General features: G+C 66.8%; 1 protein-coding gene. It reads right to left on the bottom strand.

The window, feature by feature from the left end:
- Positions 1-227: 227 nt before the first annotated feature.
- Positions 228-998: a GNAT family N-acetyltransferase gene (locus tag E1289_RS37690; protein ID WP_131988974.1), complete on the bottom strand. Its 771-nt coding sequence runs from the start codon at positions 996-998 to the stop codon at positions 228-230.
- Positions 999-1,106: the final 108 nt, after the last annotated feature.

Genomic DNA, 1,106 nt, shown 5'->3' with positions numbered 1-1,106 from the left:
GCAAGCTCACAGCCATACCCCCGGCCCCCAGGCCCACACCGATCCTACGAACGACCAGCTCAGGCCCGCATCAAAAACGGTAGGACAAGCTCGGACTTTGCACCAGATCCTGAGAATCAGCAACGTTTGTGCGCGGGTTCGAGCGACGGTTGTGAGGCTGGGAGGCGGTGATGTTGATAAAAATCAGCGACGGTGGCGGGGCTGGAGTAGGTCAGGTGCGCAAGTGATTAGGCTGGCGGCGACCAGATGTAGGGGGTCGTGGTAGTGATCGCGGTGAAGCCGAGACGCTCCAAGATGGGGCGGCTGTCGTCGGAGGCATCGACCTGTAGGTATTGGTAGCCATGCTCGGCGGCCAAGCGCGCTCGGACGGCCACGAGGGCCCGGTAGATACCCCGGCCTCGCCACTCCTCCAGGGTCGACCCGCCCCATAGGGATGCGAAGACCCCGTCCTCGCGGAGCGCCACCCAGGCTGCGGCGACGACCTGGCTGGCGGCTTCGGCTGTGAAGATCGCCAGGCGGTCGGGAGCGGCGGCCAGGCTGCCGGCCAGGTGGTCGCCGATGAAGCCGCAGTCGCGTTCCCACACCTGCGACTCCATCGCCACGATCGCGGGGATCGCCTCGCGGCCGACCCGGCGAATCACCACGCCATCGGGGGCGGGCGGTGCGGTCGGCGTGTCGGCGATGCCGTTGATGACGACCGTCTCGGTGGGGTCGGCGACGAATCCTGCGGCTCGCAGCCGGTCGGGCAAGTCATTGGGGAGGTCGTGGCCACGGGCCTTCCACTCCACGGCCTCACCGCGGCCGCCAAAGAAGGCGATCTGCGCGGCGATGAGAGCGTCGACATCATGGCCGGACAGGTCGCGCGGGCCGGTGACGAAGCCGCGATGCTCCCCGACGACCCGCAGCAGCGGACCGTCCTGCTCGATCCATCCGCCCAGTGCTGGGACACCTGTTCCGCGCAGATGCTGGTCATAGGCGGCCAGAAGATCCTCACTCATCTGGCCGAGAGTAATGGAGGATGTCCTACCGTTTTTGATGCGGGCCTGAGCTGGTCGTTCGTAGGATCGGTGTGGGCCTGGGGGCCGGGGGTATGGCTGTGAGCTTGT

The sequence above is a fragment of the Actinomadura sp. 6K520 genome (genome assembly GCF_004349245.1).
Lineage (GTDB): Bacteria > Actinomycetota > Actinomycetes > Streptosporangiales > Streptosporangiaceae > Spirillospora.
The sequence above is the reverse complement of the archived record's forward strand: the minus strand, read 5'-3'. Positions and strand labels throughout refer to the sequence as shown.